The sequence below is a fragment of the Clostridium grantii DSM 8605 genome (assembly GCF_900129965.1).
In the GTDB taxonomy this organism is placed as follows: Bacteria; Bacillota; Clostridia; order Clostridiales; family Clostridiaceae; genus Clostridium_AF; species Clostridium_AF grantii.
Map to the genome: position 1 here is coordinate 256,221 of NZ_FQXM01000005.1, position 18,259 is coordinate 274,479.

Annotated in this window: 17 protein-coding genes; all 17 read left to right on the plus strand. The window is 29.4% G+C overall.

Translation table 11 applies throughout. The annotated features are described in order from the left end of the window. Nucleotides 1-23: 23 nt before the first annotated feature. Complete coding sequence (locus BUB83_RS06160) at nucleotides 24-641, plus strand: sugar transferase (RefSeq protein WP_073337596.1); 618 nt, start codon at nucleotides 24-26, stop codon at nucleotides 639-641. Between the two features lie 138 nt (nucleotides 642-779). Continuing rightward, nucleotides 780-1,793, plus strand: coding sequence for a virulence RhuM family protein (locus BUB83_RS06165; RefSeq protein ID WP_073337569.1), 1,014 nt, complete (start codon nucleotides 780-782; stop codon nucleotides 1,791-1,793). A gap of 121 nt (nucleotides 1,794-1,914) precedes the next feature. Next, nucleotides 1,915-2,046, plus strand: a complete 132-nt coding sequence (locus BUB83_RS22690; RefSeq protein WP_278336917.1) for a hypothetical protein — start codon at nucleotides 1,915-1,917, stop codon at nucleotides 2,044-2,046. 23 nt (nucleotides 2,047-2,069) lie between these two features. Continuing rightward, complete coding sequence (locus BUB83_RS06170; protein WP_200801441.1) at nucleotides 2,070-3,230, plus strand: NAD-dependent epimerase/dehydratase family protein; 1,161 nt, start codon at nucleotides 2,070-2,072, stop codon at nucleotides 3,228-3,230. A gap of 6 nt (nucleotides 3,231-3,236) precedes the next feature. Then, nucleotides 3,237-4,247, plus strand: coding sequence for a WaaS/CpsH family glycosyltransferase (locus BUB83_RS06175; protein ID WP_073337571.1), 1,011 nt, complete (start codon nucleotides 3,237-3,239; stop codon nucleotides 4,245-4,247). A 53-nt stretch (nucleotides 4,248-4,300) separates the two neighbouring features. Further along, on the plus strand, nucleotides 4,301-4,897 hold the full coding sequence (locus BUB83_RS06180; protein WP_073337572.1) for a DapH/DapD/GlmU-related protein: 597 nt from the start codon (nucleotides 4,301-4,303) through the stop codon (nucleotides 4,895-4,897). A 31-nt stretch (nucleotides 4,898-4,928) separates the two neighbouring features. Next, on the plus strand, nucleotides 4,929-6,128 hold the full coding sequence (locus BUB83_RS06185) for a glycosyltransferase (protein WP_073337573.1): 1,200 nt from the start codon (nucleotides 4,929-4,931) through the stop codon (nucleotides 6,126-6,128). Nucleotides 6,129-6,169: 41 nt separating this feature from the next. After that, entirely contained in the window at nucleotides 6,170-7,090 is a 921-nt protein-coding gene (locus tag BUB83_RS06190) for a WaaS/CpsH family glycosyltransferase (RefSeq protein ID WP_073337574.1), read from the plus strand. A gap of 239 nt (nucleotides 7,091-7,329) precedes the next feature. Then, the gene (locus BUB83_RS06195) at nucleotides 7,330-8,646 is read left to right on the plus strand and encodes an O-antigen polymerase (protein WP_073337575.1); all 1,317 of its coding nucleotides are present in this window, start codon (nucleotides 7,330-7,332) and stop codon (nucleotides 8,644-8,646) included. Between the two features lie 367 nt (nucleotides 8,647-9,013). Continuing rightward, nucleotides 9,014-10,432 (plus strand): MATE family efflux transporter, encoded by a 1,419-nt coding sequence (locus tag BUB83_RS06200; protein ID WP_073337576.1) that lies wholly within the window; start codon nucleotides 9,014-9,016, stop codon nucleotides 10,430-10,432. 203 nt (nucleotides 10,433-10,635) lie between these two features. Continuing rightward, nucleotides 10,636-11,670: an NAD-dependent epimerase gene (locus BUB83_RS06205; protein ID WP_073337577.1), complete on the plus strand. Its 1,035-nt coding sequence runs from the start codon at nucleotides 10,636-10,638 to the stop codon at nucleotides 11,668-11,670. Nucleotides 11,671-11,694: 24 nt separating this feature from the next. After that, nucleotides 11,695-12,861: a nucleotide sugar dehydrogenase gene (locus BUB83_RS06210; RefSeq protein WP_073337578.1), complete on the plus strand. Its 1,167-nt coding sequence runs from the start codon at nucleotides 11,695-11,697 to the stop codon at nucleotides 12,859-12,861. 100 nt (nucleotides 12,862-12,961) lie between these two features. Further along, the gene (gene rfbA, locus BUB83_RS06215; RefSeq protein ID WP_073337579.1) at nucleotides 12,962-13,846 is read left to right on the plus strand and encodes a glucose-1-phosphate thymidylyltransferase RfbA; all 885 of its coding nucleotides are present in this window, start codon (nucleotides 12,962-12,964) and stop codon (nucleotides 13,844-13,846) included. Between the two features lie 24 nt (nucleotides 13,847-13,870). Next, on the plus strand, nucleotides 13,871-14,440 hold the full coding sequence (rfbC, locus tag BUB83_RS06220) for a dTDP-4-dehydrorhamnose 3,5-epimerase (protein ID WP_073337580.1): 570 nt from the start codon (nucleotides 13,871-13,873) through the stop codon (nucleotides 14,438-14,440). Between the two features lie 18 nt (nucleotides 14,441-14,458). Further along, nucleotides 14,459-15,514, plus strand: a complete 1,056-nt coding sequence (gene rfbB / locus BUB83_RS06225; protein WP_073337581.1) for a dTDP-glucose 4,6-dehydratase — start codon at nucleotides 14,459-14,461, stop codon at nucleotides 15,512-15,514. A gap of 53 nt (nucleotides 15,515-15,567) precedes the next feature. Continuing rightward, nucleotides 15,568-16,164: a dTDP-4-dehydrorhamnose reductase gene (gene rfbD / locus BUB83_RS06230; protein ID WP_084133425.1), complete on the plus strand. Its 597-nt coding sequence runs from the start codon at nucleotides 15,568-15,570 to the stop codon at nucleotides 16,162-16,164. A gap of 681 nt (nucleotides 16,165-16,845) precedes the next feature. Continuing rightward, entirely contained in the window at nucleotides 16,846-17,847 is a 1,002-nt protein-coding gene (locus tag BUB83_RS06235) for an Rpn family recombination-promoting nuclease/putative transposase (protein ID WP_073337582.1), read from the plus strand. Nucleotides 17,848-18,259 lie beyond the last annotated feature (412 nt).

Genomic DNA, 18,259 nt, shown 5'->3' on the forward strand with positions numbered 1-18,259 from the left:
ATTGGGAGGGGTTTCTTATAAAAATATATCCTTATATTAAAAGAGTTATAGACATTGTTTTATCTCTAATGGGCATAATAATCTTGTCACCTTTTATATTAATAATAGCAATAATTATAAAAACTGATTCACCTGGACCAATATTATTTAAGCAAAACCGTATTGGAAGAGATAAAAAAGAATTTAGTATATTAAAATTTAGAACTATGAGAACAGATACTCCTAGTGATATGCCTACTCATATGCTTCAAAATCCAGATGCTTTTATTACAAAGATAGGTAAGTTTTTGAGAAAATCTAGCTTGGATGAACTTCCTCAGATTTGGAATATATTTATAGGTGAAATGAGTATTGTAGGACCTAGACCTGCTCTTTGGAATCAGTATGATTTAAGAGATGAGCGTGATAAGTACGGGGCTAATGATATTCTTCCTGGACTTACTGGTTGGGCACAAATTAATGGGAGAGATGAACTTCCTATTGATGTGAAAGCTGAACTTGATGGGGTTTATGTTGAGAAAATGAGTTTTGTGATGGATGTTAAGATATTCTTTGGCACTATTTTTAGTGTGTTTAAGAGTGATGGAGTTGTTGAAGGCGGGACTGGAGTTTTGGAAGATGAGGATTCTGTTTCTATGTAGGGATTGAATGGTGTGGGCGAAGTGAGAATGGCATTTGGATAAGACAAGCTATGAGTGATTGGTATATAAAATAAATTAGTAGTGTAGTACAATAGTTTTTGTAATGAAATTTACTGATTATTGTAAGGAGTGAAATAAATGAACATAGAAGAAAATAATACTGAATTTTTAATGTATCAAACTCAAGATGGTCTGATTCAAATAGAAGTAAAAATGGAAGAAGAAACCGTTTGGCTTACGCAGGCCCAGATGGCTGAATTGTTTCAAACAACACCACAGAACATAACGATGCATGTGAAAAATATATATGAAGAAGCTGAGCTAGACGAAAATTCAACTTGTAAGGAATCCTTACAAGTTCGCAAAGAAGGAAGTAGAACCGTTAAAAGGCAGACTAAAATTTACAACTTAGATGTAATTATTTCAGTAGGTTATCGTGTGAAATCACACAGAGGAACTCAATTTAGAATTTGGGCAAATCAAAGAATAAAAGAATATATTGTAAAAGGATTTACCATGAACGACCGATTGCTTAAAAATGCAGGAGGCGGCAATTACTTTCAGGAACTTTTGGAGCGTATTAGAGACATTCGCTCTAGTGAAAAAGTATTCTATAGACAAGTGCTAGACATTTATGCAACTAGTATAGATTATGATCCGAGGGCAGAAGAGTCAATTAAATTTTTTAAAGTAGTACAGAATAAAATGCATTATGCTGCACATGGACATACAGCAGCAGAAATTGTTTTTTTACGTGCTGATGGAGACAAAGAATTCATGGGAATGACATCTTTTGATGGCAAAAGCTTAAGAAAAGCAGATGCATCAATTGCAAAGAATTATTTAAATGAAGATGAAATTAAAATTTTGAATAGATTAGTAACTGCTTATTTAGAATTTGCCGAACTTCAAGCGATTAGGCAAAGACCGATGTATATGAAGGATTGGATAGAAAGATTAAATGGCTTCATAAAAATGAGTGGAAGTGAACTCTTAAGTGGCGCAGGGAAAATTAGTCATGAAGAGGCTAAAATAAAAGCAGAATTAGAATATGAGAAATATAAAGACCGAAGTAAAGAAGAGCTAACTCAAGTTGAAAAAGATTTTATAGAGAATATTAAAAGTACACAGAAAAAACTTGAGGGGAAATAAAATAGCAACTACTCGAAAAGTTCGAGCAGTTCAAAATAAAAAATTGTAATTAAAAATAAGCATGTTTATCTATAGTCCATTCTTTTGACAAGATGAGAATGGGGTATGGATAAGACAAGCTATGATAGCTTGTTCGGCCTTGATTTGTAAGGGTTTAGATATTACAAGAAAATACAAAAATAGACAAGTTTTTACAGAAAATGGAAAACGAAGTGAGAATGGGGTAAGGATTAGATGGAGTTTAAATAAATAACACTGGGAAGGAAGCTTTAAATTATGAGAAAAGTACTTATTACAGGTGGTTCAGGTTTTATCGGAAATGCGATTGTTAAAGAATTAAACGAAAAATATGAAATTGTTGTTTTAGATAATTTTTCTCCTCAAATTCACGGAGATAATTATGAAGAATCATACTTATATCAAAATATAAAAGATAAGTGTAAGGTAATTAAAGGCGATGTAAGAAATTATGAAGATTTAAAGGTAGCACTAGAAGGTGTGGATTATATAATACATCTTGCTGCTGAAACTGGTACAGGTCAATCTATGTATGAAATTAATAGATATACTGATGTTAATATAAAAGGTACATCAAACTTACTTGAAGTTATATTAAAAAACAAACTACCTATAAAGAAAATAATACTTTCTTCATCTCGGTCAGTTTACGGGGAAGGAATGTATTATTGTGAAGAACATGGAATAGTTGTTCCTAAATCAAGAGAAATTGATGATATGAAGAATGGAGATTTTGAAGTGAAATGTCCAGTGTGTGCCGGAACAGTTGAATTGAGAGATACAACAGAAGAGTGTAACTTAACACCTATCTCTTACTATGCATATACAAAACTTGCACAAGAAAAAATGCTTGAGGTAATGTGTCCTACAATGGATATACCATATACAATTTTTAGATATCAAAATGTATATGGTGCTGGCCAATCTTTAAATAATCCCTATACAGGTATTCTTTCAATATTCTCAAAGTTATTGTTAAAAAATCAGAATTTGAATATTTTTGAAGATGGAAAAGAAAGTAGAGACTTTGTTCATGTAAGTGATGTTGCGGCAGCTACATGCAATGCACTTGAAAATGACAATACCAACTATCAGTATATAAATGTAGGTAGTGGAGAGAACATTTCTGTAATACAAGTTGCAGAAACATTAAAAAGATTATATGAATCAAATTCAGAAATAAAGACATCGGGTGATTTTAGAAAAGGTGATATTAGGCATAATATTGCAGATATTAATAGAGCAAAATCAATGTGTGGATTTAAACCGGTATATACTTTTGAAAAAGGTATGGAAGAATTTACAACATGGGTAAAGAAACAAGATGAAGAGAAAAGTTTAGAAAAATCTGAAGATCTTTTTGAACGTTCGATTGATGAAATGAAAGAAACCGGAATGTTAATTCAAGCTAAGGAGTAAGTTGACATGAGTGAAAAAAAAGTTTTGTATATTGGTACTCCAATATTTAATTATCATAAAAAAATAATTTTAGAGTTTGAAGAACAGGGATATTCTGTTGATTTTTATAATGATAGACCAAGTGAAAGTTCATTTGTTAAGGGTATGATTAAAATTAGAAAGAGTTTTATGAATTCTCTTATTCAAAAGTATTTTGATAAAATTATGATTGAAACTAAAGAGAAAAGCTATGACTTAGTATTTATAGTTAATTGCAAAGTGTTTACTCCTGCAATGGTTCAGCAATTAAGAAATACCCAAAAGACTGCTAGATTTGTTTTATATATGTGGGATTCTTTAACGCTTTATCCTAATAGCAGAGAGCTGATTTCTATATTTGATAAGGCATATTCATTTGATTTAGAAGACAGTGAAAAAATAGAAACACTAAAATTTCTACCTTTATTTTATTGTAAAGAATATAAAGAAATAGGGCAAGAAGACGTTGAAGAAAGAGAATGCGATATTGTAAGTGTCTGTACAGCTCACCCTAATCGTTATAAGACAATGCATGAGTTGTTCCCAAAACTAGAGTCTAAGGGTATCCGTATATTTTCTTATATGTTTTTGAATAAACTACAGTACTTATATAATAAGGTGTTTGTACCTGAATTTAAAGGTGCAAAGAGCAGTGAATTTAAATTTATACCTTTGTCTGAACAAGAAAACTTGGCCGTTCTTAAGAAATCAAATACTGTGTTTGATATGCAACATAACAAGCAGAGCGGTTTGACTATGAGAACAATTGAGACTCTTGGAGCTAAAAGAAAGATGATTACTACTAATACAAATATTAAGAAATATGATTTTTACACTGAAAACAATATATTTGTTATGGATGAGAATAATTTAGATAAAATAGAAGAATTCATTAATAATAAATATGTACCAATAGGTGAAGATATCTATAAAAAATATAGTTTACATAGCTTTATAACAACAATTATTAATGAAAGTGATAATAATTATTTAAGATAGTGGAACTATGAGAATGCTGTGGTACTACCAGCAATGATAGATGGAGGTAGTTAATGAAAAATAAATATTCGTTATCAGAAACTATAGCAACGGCATATGCCTTGATTTGTACAAAATTATTTTATAAAGGTGCAAGACTGATTAGAAGACCATTCTATTGTAGAGGTAAAGCTAAATTACAATTCGATGAAGGACTTACCACAGGGTATAGTTGCAGATTTGATTTGCTTGGTGAAGACAATGACAATTCGAAGAAACTTTTTATAGGCAAAAACTGCAAGCTTGGAGATAATGTTCATATTGTTGCAAATGAAAAAGTCATAATAGGTGACAACTGTTTAATGGCGTCTAAGATATTTATTAGTGATACTAATCATGGGAATTACTCAAATAAAACAATTGATTCATCACCAGATGTTCCACCAGATGATAGACTCCTCTACATGAGACCAGTTGTAATTGGAAACAATGTTTGGATCGGCGAGAATGCTTGTATTTTGTTGGGAGTAACTATTGGTAATGGCTGCATTATTGGTGCTAATTCGGTGGTTAATAGAGATGTGATGGATAATTGTATAGTTGCTGGGTCACCGGCAAAAGTAATAAAAAAATGGGACAATAAAAATAAAGTATGGATTACAAATAGATAAAGGGAGTTTTATCTTAAATGGAGGATGTGGAATGAAACTATTAGTGGTGTCAGACGCTCATTTGGTGAAATGTGTAGATGGAACTTATTGGTGCAAAACTGCTGTTCATGGCTATGTTTTTTGGAGTAGATATTTATCTGTATTTGAAAAAGTAAAAGTAGTTTCTCGTGTTGAGTATATGAAAAACATAGATAAAGGTAAGTACACACGTGTTGATGGAGAAGGTATCGAAATATGTGAATTACCATTTGTAAGAGGGGCTAAGGGATTTTTAATTCATTATTTTAGTTTCTTAAAAGAAATAAAAGCTGTTATAAAGGATGAAGAATGTGCTATATTTAGGTTACCATCAATACCAGCATTTATGGTATTGAGATATTTTAAAAGAACTAAAAGGCCTTATGCTGTTGAGGTTGTTGCAGACCCCTATGATGCATATAGCACAAATTTAGTTGCTAGAATTGTATATACAATGAAATTGAAAAGAACTTGTGCAGAGGCAAATGGTGTTTCGTATGTAACAAAGTATTTTCTACAGGAAAGATACCCATCACGTGCTAGAATTAGAACAGATGATTCACTTTATTTTGAAAATTATTATTCATCGATAGATTTAGATGAAGATTTTTTTAGTGAACCTAAGAAATATGCTAAATCTAAAGTGAATTTCACAATAATTCATACTGCAAGTAGTATAAACAATGATAATAAAGGTCATACAACGTTACTCAATGCCTTCAAAATATTAAAAAAGAAAGGACTAAATGTAAAACTTATTTGTATAGGGGATGGTGATAAACGCAATTACTATGAAAAGATGGCATCTGATTTGGAAATCTCAGAAGATGTTGAATTTGTTGGTTTATTTTCTTCAAAATATGAGGTCAGAAATCTATTAATTAACAGCGATTTGTTTGTTTTCCCTACTAGAGCGGAAGGATTACCAAGGGCAGTTATAGAAGCAATGGCAGTAGGATTACCATGTCTTTCTACTGCTGTAGCAGGTATACCTGAGTTATTAGAAGGCAAGTATATGTTTGCTCCAGATGATATCAATGGATTTGCAAATGAAATTATTCGATTAATACAAAACTGTGATGAACTTGAGGTAATGAGCTGTGAAAATATAGAAAATGCAAGACGATATAGGAAAGAAGAGCTTACTAATAGACGTGATGAATTTTATAGAGAACTGAAAAAAGTCGCTGAAGCAAAGTATAAAGTTAATTAATTTTATCATTTTCGTTGAGAATTAAGGAGTGTAAAACCAGTATGGATACTAATATATTATTTTTAAATGGAAATAATAGTACAGAATTTTATAACAATGAAAGGAATAAGTATAATGGTATTAATGCTACAAGTATTTTTAAAAGTGATAGCAAATTTAGTAAATTAATTCGTAGGTTAATATTAAAATATAAATTACCAGGGTTATCTATATTTTATGATAATTGGGTGAAAAACATTAATAAGTATGAGTTGATTATTATATCTGTTAATCCATACAGTCCAAATATAGCAAAATATATAAGAAAAAAAACTAATATAAGAATTATACAATGGTATTGGAATCCTGTAATTACAGAGATTAAACCTGATAAACTTAGAGGCAGTGATTGTGAAATATATTCCTTTGACAAAGAGGATTGTCAAAAGTATGGATTGAATTATATTCAAACATATTATTTTTCGGGTATAGAGTTACCACAAAATGATATAATAAATGATATTTATTTTGTGGGTGCAGATAAAGGCAGAATCCATGAGTTATTGGAATTAAAGAAAGTGTTTGAACAAAAGGACATTGTTACTAAATTTCACATAACAAAGTCGTCAAATTCTAAAAATGTTAAAAATTATACGTACGAGTATAAAATATCTTATTCTGAAGTGCTGGCAGAAATTTCAAAAAGTTATGCCATTCTAGATTTAGTGCAACCTGGGCAGATGGGAATGTCACAAAGACCCATGGAAGCAATCTTTTTCAGTAAAAAATTAGTTACTAATGATATTAAAATTTGCAAATATGATTTTTACAATAGAAACAATATTTTCATTTTGGGTAAAGATAATATTGACGATTTAAAAAGATTTCTTAATTCAGATTATATATCCATAGATAAAAATATTATAGAGAATTATGATTTTGGTAACTGGTTAAATCAAATTAAAGATCAAATGAATGTTTAGGTACAAATATATGCTACTTCACAAATTTTTATTTTTATAGGAGTATTAAAAAAATTTAAATATTCTATTTATTTAGAGCTTTGTATTAATATATGGAAATCTAAAAATTGTAATAGATTTTCTCACACAGATTCAAAGGCAGCATATAATCCTAAAAATAGAACATGTGAACATAAGATAAAACTTATGTTTTAAAAACCACTTGTAGGAATTGATAAATAGAGTTGAGGTGTAATTGGTTGATTTATGTTTTATTAATAACTTTAATTATTTTTGCAATATTTACATATTTTATCACAAATAAAGATATTTTATCTGCTTCGTTTCTTTCAAACTTATTTTTTTCTTTAAGCACTATAGTGCTCATTCTTAATAAAAAAAAGTGGGGATTTTATTTAAGTAGTAAAACATTTTTTGTTATAGTAATAGCAATGATATGTTTAGCTTTAGGTGAATTATCGGTTAGAAGTTTTTTTCTAAATAGGAAGAAAAAATTAAGCTATAAAAATACAATGGGATCAACGAATTTTAACAATGTTTACGAGTTGGATATACCTTTCTCATATAATATTTGTATATCAATTGTGATGGTTATCTATGGATATCTATATTATTATAAAATAAAACAAATTGCTTCTATGTTTGGAAATGTTGTTGATTTTTCAACTACATTACAATATTATAATATTTCATCTTCTACTGGATATAATGTAGGGATTGGATATACTTTTGGATTTTTAGTATGTAATGTATTAGTGAACACGTATATATATATCATTTTGTATAAAATTATTTTTAATAAGTTTAAGAAATATGATGTGTATAATTTTATACCCATTGTGATTTTTATTATTATGCAAATTATAACAGGGTCACGCTCTAATTTTATATACATTTTAACATCTACGGTTGTAATGGGGTATATTTTATGGAAAAACAAATATGGATGGAAGAAAAGAAGTAACAAAAAAATGATTAAAACTGCAATTTTAGCAATGTTTGGTTTTTTAGTGATATTCTATTTTTCAGGAAAATTAACAGGAAAAAGTCAACATTTTAATGACGCATTTGAGGGAATATCTGTTTATTCATCAGGGTCTATAGTATCATTGAATTTATTCCTTCAGACTTTTACATTTAATCAAACTGATTTTGGCAGTGAAACATTGTATGGAATAAGTCATATCTTGTCAAGGCTGACAGGAAAAGAAGTAATTGAAACTAGGCATTTAGAATTTATTGCAATTAACTCATATTTAAGGACAAATATATATACATCTTTAAGAAGGTATCTCCATGATTACGGTTATATAGGAATGTGTTTTATACAGTTTATAATGGGGATGTTTTACACTTCAATATATTTAAAGATTAAGCATCACATTTACAAGAATGAAATATTTGCTATATTAATATATTCTAGCATATTCTACCCGATTGTCATGCAATCAATTGATGAGAAATTTTTAACAATATTACTAACCCCAACGATGTTAATTCAAATTTGCTGTTTTTATATATTTTATAGATTATTTAATTCAAATTCGATTAAATAAAAGATAGAAAATTGAGACATTATAGACAAATTGAGTAAACAACAAAGTTGATTCTTGAAAGTTTGCACATTCAATGCTAATGATTGAATAAATGCATTATTTTATTAACTTCAAAGTTTGTAATAGAAAAGTAAATAGTATATTTAGATTACATTATATATTGATAATTTGTATGGTATATAGATTATTAAAGACTTACGAATAAAATACAAAAGTTTAAAACATTTAAACTTATTAATGGATTATAAAATAAAAGGTTAATGGTTATGTAAAAACTAATAAAGGTAGTATAAGTTTATTTTAAAAAATATTTATTAAAATAAACAACTAAGTTACAATATCTGAATAGAAAGGTGAGAGTTAATTATTGAATAGTAAAGCAGTTAATTTAATTAAAAATTTTTCGTATACACTAACTTCAAATTTATTATCATTGATTATCTCAACTTTGGTGATATTAATAGTACCAAAGTTGATTGGAGTACAAGAATACGGTTATTGGCAATTATATTTATTTTATTCATTATATGTAGGTTTTTTGCATTTTGGATGGAATGACGGTATTTATCTAAGATATGGAGGTAAAGAATATAAGGAACTAGATAAAGGACTATTTTTCTCACAGTTTTACATGTTGCTTCTTCTTCAGTTAATAATAGCAGTGATTATGTTTACCGTTTCCAATCTTTTTTTTATTGATGGGAATAAGATATTTATATTTAGAATGACGGCCTTATGTTTATTAGTTACCAATGTAAGATTTATGTTGCTATATATTTTGCAATGTACGAATAGAATAAAAGAGTATGCCCAAATAACGATGATGGATAAAATACTATATTGTTGCTTAATCATCATTTTATTAGCAATTGGTGTTAGACAATATAAATTAATGATAGTGGCTGATTTAATTGGCAGGTTTATTTCATTGGTATATGCTACATATTGCTGTGGGGATATGGTTTTTAGGAGAATTTCTACATTTTACTTTAGTTTCGAAGAAACATTCGAGAATATTAATGCTGGAATAAAACTCATGTTTTCCAATATTGCAAGTATGTTGATTATAGGTGTAGTGAGATTTGGAATAGAACATTCGTGGGATGTTTCGACTTTTGGGAAAGTATCGCTTACGTTAAGCATATCAAATTTAATGATGCTATTTATTAATGCTGTAGGAATTATTATGTTTCCCATTTTAAGAAGGACTGATGGGAAGAAATTACCCGGTTTATATATAACGATGAGAGACTTTCTGATGGTAATATTGTTAGGTTTGATTATTGTATATTATCCTCTTAAAGTTGTTTTATCAGCATGGTTGCCGAAGTATTATGATAGCTTAATGTATATGTCGTTGGTGTTTCCTATATGTGTATTTGAGGGGAAAATGGCTTTGCTTGTAAATACATATTTAAAAACTATGAGAAAAGAAAAATTGATGTTGAAAATCAATTCAATTTCACTTATCTTAAGTGCAACAGTTACTTTTGTAACTACTATACTATTTAAAAATTTAAATTTAGCAATAGCATCAATTGTTATTCTTTTAGCGTTTAGATGTATATTAGCTGAAATATATTTGTCCAAGATTCTTAAAATTTCTTTGTATAAAGATATAGTCTTGGAATTAACAATGGCATTAATTTTTATATTAACAGGATGGTTTATAAATTCTTGGCTTGCAGTTCTACTATATGTAGTAGCTTATATAATATATTTGGCTATAAAACGAAAAGATATTACTAATGCAATTAAAAATGTAAAGCTATTAATGAAAGCTTAATAAGAACTCGTAATGTATACAATTATAGCAATGACTGGATTTCTAGCCATCAAATGATGATAAATAATTGAGTCGTAGCATTCTGTAATTTGTGATGATGGATTAACATGAGAAAGCTTTCACTATAAACAGAATAGTTTAGAAATTTTCGGTTACAAGCATTGAGTAAAAAAAGTGAGTATAATTTTTAAGGAGATTTTGATATGGACACTAATATAATTGATAAAAACACTAAAATTTTGATGACAGGAGCAGCCGGTTTTATAGGATTTCACCTATCAACCTTATTGCTTGATCATGATTATCAGGTAATAGGGATAGATAACTTAAATGATTACTATGACCCTAAATTAAAAGAAAATCGTCTGAAACAATTACAAACTAACAACAATTTCATATTTCACAAAGTAGATTTAAAAGACAAATCAGATATAGACAATATATTCGAAAACTACAAACCGGATTATGTAATCAACCTAGCAGCACAAGCAGGAGTTCGTTATTCGATAACTAACCCGTATGCTTATGTTGATTCTAATCTTATTGGTTTTATGAATATTCTTGAAGCTTGTAGAAACTATCCAGTAAAACATTTATTATATGCTTCTTCAAGTTCAGTATATGGTGGCAATAAAGTAGCCCCATTCTCAACTAACCATAATGTAGACCATCCAGTAAGTTTATATGCAGCTACTAAAAAATCTAATGAACTAATGGCACATACGTATAGTCATTTATATAATATCCCTACAACAGGACTTAGATTCTTTACTGTTTATGGACCATGGGGTAGACCTGATATGGCTTATTTCTCTTTTACTAATAATATATTAGAAGATAAAACTATTAATGTATTTAATCATGGAAAGATGGAAAGAGATTTCACATATGTGGATGATATAGTAGAAGGAATTTATAAGTTATTACCATTAGCACCAAAATCAAATGAAGAGTGGGATGAAGTAAAAGACGATTTAAGTAGTTCCTTTGCTCCATATAAGATTTATAACATAGGAAATAATCAGCCGGTACAATTAGAAAAATTCATATCTGTATTAGAAGATAAATTAGATAAAAAAGCTGTTAAAAATTATATGGATATGCAACCTGGAGATGTCTTAAGAACCTATGCAGATGTAAGTGACTTGGAGAAGGATATAGATTTTAAACCTAGTACAAGTATAGAAGATGGATTAGGTAAGTTTGTAGAATGGTATAAAGAATATTATAAGATTTAGGTTATAAGAAAGGGGGAACTTATCATGAAAATCACAATAGCAGGAACTGGCTATGTTGGACTATCGAATGCAGTTTTATTAGCCCAACATAATGAAGTTATAGCACTTGATATTATTCAAGAAAAAGTAGATATGATAAATGATAGAATATCACCTATTGTAGATAAAGAAATTGAAGAATATTTAGCAACAAAAGAATTAAATTTAACAGCAACAACAGATGCATATAGAGCCTATAAATATGCTGAATATGTTATTATTTCTACACCTACTAATTATGATGCAGAAAAAAATTATTTTAATACAAGAACAGTTGAAGCCGTTATCGCTAATGTATTATCCATTAATCCAGATGCAACATTGATTATTAAATCAACAGTGCCAGTAGGATATACAGAAAAAGTAAGAGCAATGTTTGAAACAGATAATATTATTTTCTCTCCTGAGTTTCTAAGAGAAGGTAAAGCACTATATGATAATTTATATCCATCTCGTATAATTGTAGGTGAGCAATCAGAAAGAGCTAAGAGATTTGCTGATTTATTAGTACAAGGAGCAATCAAAGAAAATATTGATGTGTTATTTACTGAATCTACAGAGGCAGAAGCAGTAAAACTATTCTCCAATACATATTTAGCACTTAGAGTAGCTTACTTCAATGAATTAGATACTTATGCAGAGGTAAGAGGTCTTGACACTAAGCAAATAATTGAAGGAGTATCTCTTGATCCTAGAATAGGTAGCCATTACAATAACCCATCTTTTGGTTATGGTGGATACTGTTTACCTAAAGATACAAAACAGTTGCTAGCTAATTATTCTGATGTTCCTCAAAATATCATGGGAGCCATTGTAGATGCTAATAGAACTAGAAAAGATCATGTGGCTGATATGATAATAGCTAGAAACCCTAAAGTTGTAGGTATTTATAGATTAACAATGAAGACTGATTCTGATAACTTTAGAGCATCTTCTATTCAAGGTATAATGAAAAGAATCAAAGCAAAAGGTATTGAAGTAGTAGTTTATGAACCAGTACTAAAAGAAGAAGAGTTTTATCATTCAAAAGTTATAAGAGATTTAGGTGAATTTAAGGAAATGTCTGATGTTATTGTTTCTAATAGATTGTCTAGTGAACTAGGAGATGTAGAAGAAAAAGTTTATACTAGAGATCTATATTGTAGGGATTAAATTAAATAGAATAAACAAAAGGTATAGAGGTAGAAATCTATACCTTTATATGAATAGAAAAAATATAAAATTATAATCTCGAATAAATGGAGGATTACTAATGAAAGGCATAATTTTAGCAGGTGGATCAGGCACAAGACTTTATCCAATAACTAAATCAGTATCTAAACAAATACTACCTATTTATGATAAGCCAATGGTTTATTACCCAATGTCAGTTCTTATGCTTGCAGGTATAAAAGAAATTTTAATAATTTCTACACCAAGAGATATAAATTTCTTCAAAGAATTATTTCAAGACGGAAGTGAATTAGGTCTTGAATTATCCTATGCAATCCAAGAAGAACCACGAGGGCTTGCAGATGCATTCATAGTTGGAAAAAAATTTATAGGTGATGATAGTGTTGCATTAGTTTTAGGGGATAATATTTTCCATGGTTATGGATTTACTGAAAGACTTCAAAGAGCTGTTTCAAGAAAAGAAGGTGCTACTATTTTTGGATATCATGTAAGTGATCCAACATCATTTGGAGTAGTAGAATTTGATGAAAAGTATAATGTAGTATCGATAGAAGAAAAACCACAAAAACCAAAATCAAACTATGCAGTTCCAGGATTATATTTCTACGATAATGATGTAGTAGAGATTGCTAAAAATGTTAAGCCTTCCGCAAGAGGTGAAATAGAAATAACAGCAGTAAACAATGAATATTTAAGAAGAGGTAATTTAAAAGTTGAGCTTTTTGGTAGAGGGATGGCATGGTTAGATACTGGAACTCACAGGGGACTATTGGAAGCTTCAAACTTTGTAGAAGCTATCCAAACTAGACAAGGACTTTATGTTGCTTGCTTAGAAGAAATTGCTTATAGAAAAGGCTTTATAAATAGACAGCAGCTTTTAAAATTAGCAGAACCTTTAATGAAAACAGAGTATGGTAGGTATTTAACTCAGATTGCTGATGAGTACAATAATGCTAATTTATAAGAAGAGTAATAAATGGAGGTACATATGGGAAACTTTAATTTTATAGAAACCAAGATTCCAGATTTATATATAATTGAGCCAAAGGTTTTTGGTGATAATAGAGGATATTTCATGGAAACTTACAGCAAAAAAGATTTCTTTGAAGCTGGACTCACAATGGAATTTGTTCAAGATAATGAATCAAAATCTAAAAAGGGAGTACTTAGAGGATTACACTTTCAAACAAAGCATACTCAAGGAAAGCTAGTTAGAGTTATTGAAGGTGAAGTTTATGATGTGGCAGTGGATCTAAGAAAGGGTTCACCTACCTTTGGACAATGGGAAGGAATTTTGCTTTCTGGTAAAAATAAGAAGCAGTTCTATGTTCCAGAAGGTTTTGCACATGGATTCTTAGTTGTTTCAGAAGAAGCTGTATTTAACTACAAGTGTACTGATTTTTATGCACCAGAATACGATGCTGGAGTACTTTGGAATGATTCTGAAATAGGTGTACAGTGGCCAATTGAAGGAATAGAAGAACTTCTTTTATCCGAAAAGGATAAAGCACAGAAGAAATTATCAGAGATTGAAGTACCTTTTGTATATATACCATAAATAGTTAGGAGAGTTGTTATGAAAACTTATTTAGTTACCGGTGGAGCTGGCTTCATTGGGTCAAATTTTGTACTTTATATGCTTAACAAATATGAAGATATTAAAATAATAAATTTAGATAAATTAACTTATGCAGGAAACTTAGAGAACTTAAAGGATATAGAAAATGATGAAAGACATATATTTGTTCAAGGGGATATATGTGATAAAGAATTGGTTTCTAGCTTATTTGATAAGTATGAAATTGATTATGTTGCACACTTTGCAGCAGAGTCACATGTAGATAGAAGTATAAAGATGCCAGAAATTTTTGCTCAAACCAATGTACTTGGTACAGTTAACCTACTTAATTGTGCAAAAAATGATTGGGAGACAGCAGAAGGCTTTAAAGAAGGAGTTAAGTTCCTTCACGTTTCTACAGATGAAGTTTATGGAAGCTTAGGTGAAACAGGTTTCTTTATGGAAACTACACCATTAGACCCACATAGCCCATATTCAGCAAGCAAGACTGGTTCTGATTTAATGGTTAAAGCATACGCAGATACATATAAAATGCCAGTTAATATTACAAGATGTTCAAATAACTATGGTCCATACCAATTTCCAGAAAAATTAATACCACTACTTATAAACAATTGCTTAAGTCATAAAGATTTACCTGTTTATGGTGATGGAATGAATGTAAGAGATTGGCTATTTGTTGAAGATCATTGTAAAGCTATTGATATGGTTATAAATGGTGGTAGATTAGGTGAAGTCTACAATGTAGGTGGACATAATGAAAGAACTAATATTACTATAGTAAAAACTGTTATTGATTATATAAATGAAAATGTGGATAAAGAAGTTACAGAAAACCTAATTAAATATGTAGAAGATAGAAAAGGCCATGATTTAAGATATGGAATAGACCCAACTAAGATTAAAGAAGAGCTTGGATGGTATCCTGAGACCACTTTTGAAGTTGGAATAAAGAAAACTATAAAATGGTATTTAGATAATGAAGACTGGATGAAAAATGTAACATCAGGAGATTATCAAAAATACTACAATAAAATGTACGATAATAAATAAAATTTAAACTCTTGGGGTAAGCTCTGAGAGTTTTTTTATAAGAGGTGTTAAATATGAAGGTTTTAATAACAGGAGCTAATGGTCAATTAGGCAGAGAACTAACAAAACAATACAAAGAAAAAAGTAATATAGAATTGATTCTTACTGATGTAGCAGATTTAGATATAACAGATGTAAAAACTGTATATGAATTTGTAAATGAGCATAAACCAGAAGTAATTATAAACTGTGCAGCACATACAGCTGTTGATAAATGTGAAACAGATGTGGATATGGCATATAAAATAAATACAATAGGTCCTAAAAATTTAGCATCAGCAGCTAATACTATAGGTGCTGAAATAGTACAGGTATCAACTGATTATGTTTTTGATGGAGAAGTGGATAAAGAATTAACAGAATTTGATGAAGTAAATCCTCAAACTGTATATGGTAAAACAAAATTAGAAGGAGAAAGAGTTGTAAGTAAGCTTAATCCTAAGCATTACATAGTTAGAACAGCATGGCTTTATGGAGATGGAAATAACTTTGTAAAAACAATGATTAAATTAAGTGAAACAAATAAAACATTAAAAGTAGTTAATGATCAAAAAGGAAGCCCAACAAGCACAGTAGACTTAGCTAGAGTTATGAGCAAGCTCGGGGCATAAAGCATTCCCCTCGCAATGGGGCCAGACCCTTGGGGAAAACTGGTAAAATAATCCAAGCCATTGTGAACGAAACGTGAACAACTGAGCGATAAGCTCTGCGAGGGAAGCAAGCTCGGGGCATAAAGCATTTCCCCTCGCAAAGGGGCCAGACCCTTGGGGAAAATTGTAAAAATAATCCAAGCAATTGTGAACGAAACGTGAACAACTGAGCGATAAGTTCTGCGAGGGATGGAATCCGATGCAAATAGGGTGAAGATGAAGTAGAAGAGGAAAAAAGTAAAAGTAAAGAAAAAGTGGATCTGAGGATATAACTAGGAGATATAAAGTAAAGAATAAGAAGAAAAAATTGAAAAAAGACCCGTAGGGTGAGAAAAAAGAGCATGTTTCTACAATAGAGAAGCGTGTTCTTTTTATGCTAAATATACGTTTCGCGAAATTAATTTTGGTCTTTGATTCAAATTTTAGCAAAATACTATTAAAAATCATTTGCATGATTAAAAATTATTTACAAACAATTTGAAAAACTTTAATTATATACTCGTGTAATAGTTACTAAAATTTGATATAATAATATTAGGTCATATGACCCCGGGTAAAGTATAATAAAGTTAGTGATAGGGGGCAAATGAACCTATATTAAAATAATAATTGAATTACAAAATTACAAGGAAGTGAATAATTTTGACTAAAAAACATGATTTTGATGCAGCGTGGAAATCAATCTTGGAAGCATTTGAAGAAGAAATAGTAGAATTGCTTTTTCCAGAGATATTTAATAAAATAGCTTGGGAATTGGGAACAGAATCATTAGATAAAGATTTGAAAGAAATACAAAAGGATATATTTGATAAAGATAGCGCTGAAAACATAATATCAGATAAAATAATAAAGGTGAAATTAAAGGATAAAGGAAGTAAGATTTTATTTATTCATGTAGAAGTACAAAGCTATAGAAGTAACCATGAAATTTTTGGAGAAAGAATGTTTAGATACTTTTATAGGATATGGGATAAATTTAGATATAAAAATAAAGATAGGTCAGAAATAGTAGCTGCAGCAATATATACTTATAAAGGTAATAGTGGAAAAGATAAAAGTTATGTATATAAATTACCAGAGTTAAAAAATGAAATACTAATATATAACTTTAAAACTATTGATGTAGAAAAAATAGAACTTGAAAATATTAGTGATGATAACCCACTTAAATTAGTTTTTAAAATGGCAAAAAGTTTATTAGAAACAGGTACAAGAGATGAAGATATATATGAGGCCAAAATAAAACTATCAGATGAATTATCAACTTATAATAAAGTTAAAAATAATGATCAAATAAAAGCATTAGTAGATTTTTTAGGATACTTATTTTTAACTAAAGATCCTACCTTTGAAAAGAGATATGAAGAATATAAAAATTTAAGAGGAGGTGCATTTAAAATGACAATAGACGAGATTAGAAAATTGCACTATAAGGAAGAAGGCAGAGAAGAAGGCAGAAAAGAAGGCAGAGAAGAAGGCAGAGAAGAAGGCAGAGAAGAAGGCAGAGAAGAAGGCGAAATTAAAAAAGCTATAAAAATAGCTAAGAAGCTTTTACAAAAAGGTGTATCTACTGATATAATTGTAGAAAGTACTGACTTAACAATAGAAGAAGTAGAAAATATTAATAAAGAAGTATCTAATTAGCTTAGCAACCTCGTCGGTAAAGCCTTCTCGCAAGGAGCAAGCTCCGCAATGGGGCCAGACCCATGTCCGTAAAGTTTAGAATATTTAAAAAATATAGAATATTAAATAATATTTATTATTTTCTTCAAATGCTATACTTATCATTTATGTGAAAAATATTACATTAAAATTAGTTAGAACTATCCTTAAATATAATACCTGAATATGGTAATATATCCATTTAGATTATTGATTGTTTAATATTTTAAGCTACAGCTTTTTTTTCCATGAATGTTTCAAGTATAGCTTCTATGATGTCAAGAGATGTTTTTTTACTTTTTTTTCTTGATTTTATACCATTTTTTAGAAATATTTCATTTATTAACTGAAATAAATTTAACAAAGTAAATTGATCATTAAAGAAAACTTGTTT

What these genes read in the sequence shown, in the direction of transcription:
- BUB83_RS06210 (WP_073337578.1), top strand. Translation starts at nt 11,695, where the DNA reads ATGAAAATCACAATAGCAGGAACTGGCTATGTTGGACTATCGAATGCA.
- BUB83_RS06185 (WP_073337573.1), top strand. Translation starts at nt 4,929, where the DNA reads ATGAAACTATTAGTGGTGTCAGACGCTCATTTGGTGAAATGTGTAGAT.
- BUB83_RS06180 (WP_073337572.1), top strand. Translation starts at nt 4,301, where the DNA reads ATGAAAAATAAATATTCGTTATCAGAAACTATAGCAACGGCATATGCC.
- BUB83_RS22690 (WP_278336917.1), top strand. Translation starts at nt 1,915, where the DNA reads ATGATAGCTTGTTCGGCCTTGATTTGTAAGGGTTTAGATATTACAAGA.
- rfbC (WP_073337580.1), top strand. Translation starts at nt 13,871, where the DNA reads ATGGGAAACTTTAATTTTATAGAAACCAAGATTCCAGATTTATATATA.
- BUB83_RS06205 (WP_073337577.1), top strand. Translation starts at nt 10,636, where the DNA reads ATGGACACTAATATAATTGATAAAAACACTAAAATTTTGATGACAGGA.
- rfbA (WP_073337579.1), top strand. Translation starts at nt 12,962, where the DNA reads ATGAAAGGCATAATTTTAGCAGGTGGATCAGGCACAAGACTTTATCCA.
- rfbB (WP_073337581.1), top strand. Translation starts at nt 14,459, where the DNA reads ATGAAAACTTATTTAGTTACCGGTGGAGCTGGCTTCATTGGGTCAAAT.
- rfbD (WP_084133425.1), top strand. Translation starts at nt 15,568, where the DNA reads ATGAAGGTTTTAATAACAGGAGCTAATGGTCAATTAGGCAGAGAACTA.
- BUB83_RS06190 (WP_073337574.1), top strand. Translation starts at nt 6,170, where the DNA reads ATGGATACTAATATATTATTTTTAAATGGAAATAATAGTACAGAATTT.
- BUB83_RS06170 (WP_200801441.1), top strand. Translation starts at nt 2,070, where the DNA reads ATGAGAAAAGTACTTATTACAGGTGGTTCAGGTTTTATCGGAAATGCG.
- BUB83_RS06165 (WP_073337569.1), top strand. Translation starts at nt 780, where the DNA reads ATGAACATAGAAGAAAATAATACTGAATTTTTAATGTATCAAACTCAA.
- BUB83_RS06175 (WP_073337571.1), top strand. Translation starts at nt 3,237, where the DNA reads ATGAGTGAAAAAAAAGTTTTGTATATTGGTACTCCAATATTTAATTAT.